This window comes from Streptomyces sp. NPDC057654 (assembly GCF_042800135.1).
Lineage (GTDB): Bacteria > Actinomycetota > Actinomycetes > Streptomycetales > Streptomycetaceae > Streptomyces.
This window is the reverse complement of the sequence record NZ_JBHVHQ010000936.1, coordinates 1-3205: the sequence shown is the minus strand read 5'-3', so window position 1 is coordinate 3205 and position 3205 is coordinate 1. Positions and strand designations below refer to the sequence as shown.

The 3205-nt window shown below is 72.2% G+C and carries 1 protein-coding gene and 1 pseudogene; both read left to right on the top strand.

Annotated features, from left to right (window positions below; all coding sequences use genetic code 11):
* Nucleotides 1-717 (top strand): annotated as a pseudogene (locus tag ACFU99_RS38550) (glycosyltransferase family 4 protein); the annotation flags it as partial.
* A 154-nt stretch (nucleotides 718-871) separates the two neighbouring features.
* Nucleotides 872-2959: a glycosyltransferase family 4 protein gene (locus ACFU99_RS38545; protein WP_384401843.1), complete on the top strand. Its 2088-nt coding sequence runs from the start codon at nucleotides 872-874 to the stop codon at nucleotides 2957-2959.
* Nucleotides 2960-3205: the final 246 nt, after the last annotated feature.

The following is a 3205-nucleotide window of genomic DNA, read 5'->3' as shown; positions in this document are numbered from 1 at the left end:
CTCCAGGCCCCCGCGACCGGCAAGGGCCCGCTGACCGCGACCCTCGACCGCGCCGCGAACCGGCTCGCCGAGGGCCGCTGGGACTTCCACGTGGAGCGGGCCGACGACGGCAAGCGCGCGCGAGTCGCGGCGACCCTCGTCGAGCAGGCGCGGCTGCTCACCCTGCCCCTCGTCACCGACGCGGACGGCGACGTCACCGCCTGGGTGCCGTACACGACCGCCGCCGGGTCGCTGACCCTGCGCACCTGGCGCCGCCCGCACCACGCCGAGCTGGACCGCGTCGTCACCGGCCCGGACTCCGTCACCCTCACCGCCACCCTGCACGGCGGCGCCGGCCCGCTGCCCGACGACGGCACGGCGGCGATCTTCGCCCTCTCCCCGGAGGACGACGTGTACGACGTCGCCGTGGCCGTCACCGTTCTGGATGAACGGCGCTTCACGTGCACGCTCCCCTACGAGCGGCTCCTCACCCGGCGCGGCACCTCCCACGACACCTGGGAACTGCGGCTGCGGCTGCCCGGCGCCGGATCGGCCCCCGCCGTGCGGGTCACGCTCGGCCGCCTCGCGGGCGACAACGTGGACCGCAAGCGCACCGACGTCGGCCCCGCCCGCGAACTGCGCCACCCGCTGCGCGGCACGGTCGCCGTGAAACCCGTCTTCGACCCCTCCAACGACCTCACCATCGACGTCAGAGACGTGACCCTCGCCACATATTGAGCACTACATGCAACCAAAATCCCCATGACCGGTCTTTTACCTTGGGATCGGAATGCGCGGAACCGCACCGCTCCGGTCATCATGGGACGATACGGATATCCAGGCCAGGGGGAGGGAAAGCGCCCGCGAAGACACCGCGCGCGCGTCCACAGCTATGAAGATCTCTTTCCTCATCCAGAACGCCTACGGCATCGGCGGCACCATCCGCTCGACGTTCAACGTCGCCGCGGCCCTGGCGGCCCGCCATGACGTGGAGATCGTCTCCGTCTACCGCACCCAGGCCACGCCCCGCCTGCCCCTGCACCCCAAGGTCCGCCTGGTCTCCCTGCTCGACAAGCGCCCCGACGTCAACGGCAACGTCGCCGAGGACCCGCTGCTCGACCAGCCCACCGCGCTGATCCCGCCGGTCGAGGCGAAGGGCGCCCAGTTCAACGCCCTCACCGACCGGACCCTCGCCGACCACCTGGCCCGCACCGACGCCGACGTCGTCGTCGCCACCCGCCCCGGCCTCGTCATCTACCTCGCCGAGTACGGCCAGGACCGCTATCTGCGGATCGGCCAGGAACACCGGATCTACGGCACCCACGAAGCCAACATCCGCGCCGCCCAGGACGCCGCCATCCCCCGCCTGGACGCGCACACCACCGTCTCCGAGGCGGACGCCGCCACCCACCGCGCGCAGTTCCCCGGCGTCAAGACCAAGCTCATCGCCCTCCCCAACGGCGTGCCCGCCTCCGACATCGAGCCCTCCGACGGCAGCGCCAAACTCGTCGTCGCCGCGGGCCGGCTGATCCCGGTGAAGCAGTACCACGTCCTCGTCGACGCCTGGGCCAAGGTCGCCGCCCGACGCCCCGACTGGAAGCTGCGCATCTACGGCCGCGGCCCCGAGCACGCCGCCCTGCGCGCCCGCATCGACGGACTCGGCCTGAACGAGCACATCACCCTCATGGGCGCCCAGTCCCCCATCGAGACCGAATGGGCCAAGGGCTCCATCGCCGCCGTCACCTCGCGCGAAGAGTCCTTCGGCATGACCATCGTCGAGGCCATGCACTGCGCCGTCCCGGTCGTCGCCACCGACTGCCCGCACGGCCCCGGCGAGATCATCGACGACGGCAAGGACGGCCTGCTCGTCCCCGTCGGAGACCCCGAGGGCATCGCCAAGGGCCTCCTCAAGCTGATCGAGGACGACGACCTGCGGCACTCCATGGGCCGCGCCGCCGCCGTCTCCGCCGAGCGGTACGCGCCGGAGCACATCGCCGCCCGCTACGAACAGCTCATAGACGAGCTGCGCGCCAGGGACGAGGAGCAGCCCAAGCCCGCAGCGGTCCCGATCTCCCTGATGCTGCGCCGCACCGCCGGCAAGCTCGTACGCCCCTTCCGCCGCAGCGCCATGAGCAACGCGGCGCCCGTGAAGAGCGCGATCAAGGACATAGTCCGCAAGCCGCTGAGGCCCACCGCCTCCACCCGCGTCGACGCCGCCGGCGACATCGTCGTCCTCCTCGCCCGCAAGGGCCTGACCGGCGAGAACCTCACGCTGACGCTCACCCGCCGCGGCGAGGACGACCAGGTCTCGATCCCCCTGACCGCCCCGGCCGACGACACCGCCCCGTACACCGCCGTCCTCACCCCGCACGAGCTGTCCCTGGCCGAGGGCCGCTGGGACTTCCACGTCGTACGGGCCGACGACAACGCCCGCCGCCGCGTCGCCTCCACCTTCGCCGAGGGCCGCGGCCTCCTCGGCAAGGAACCCCGCCCCGGCAAGCCGTTCGCCTGGGCCGTCCCCTACCCGACGGTCGACAACAACCTCTCCCTGCGCGCCTGGCGCCGCACCGCCCACGCGGAGGCCCGCACCCTGCACACCGAGCCCGCCTCCTTCACCGTCGAGGGCACCCTGCACGGCGCCGCCTTCGCCCCGGACGGCAAGCCCCACGTCACCGCCGCCCCCCGAGGCGAGAGCACGGCCCAGCCGTTCACCGTCGAGATCACGGTCCTCGACGAGACCCGGTTCTCCTTCACCGTCCCGTACGAGCAGGTGCACAAGGCCCGCGCCGGAGCGACCGACGAGAGCGTCTGGGACCTGTCCCTGCGCCTGGCCCCGGGCACCCCGCTGATCCGCGTCGGCCGCATCATCGGCGACATCGTCGACCGCAACAAGACGGACATCTACCCCACGACGGCAGGCGTGCGGCCGTACATCACGATGGCGAGCAACTTGGCAGTGACGACCCCGGCCAAGAAGTGACGATCCTCCAACCGGATTAGCCCGGGGCCACGACCGAAAGCCGAGCCGACGAGCCGCCCAAGCCCCCGCCAGACCGTCCGCACGAACCGGGTCCGGCCTCACCACGCACGGGAGGGGCCGGGTTCGCAGGGGCGGGGGTCCGGGACGCTGCCGTGTATTTGTGGGCCGAAGTGCCGGGTCCCGTCGAAATTCCGGGTGAGCGGCCCGTAAATATACGGTCCCGGACCCCCGCCCCGGAGAGCCCGG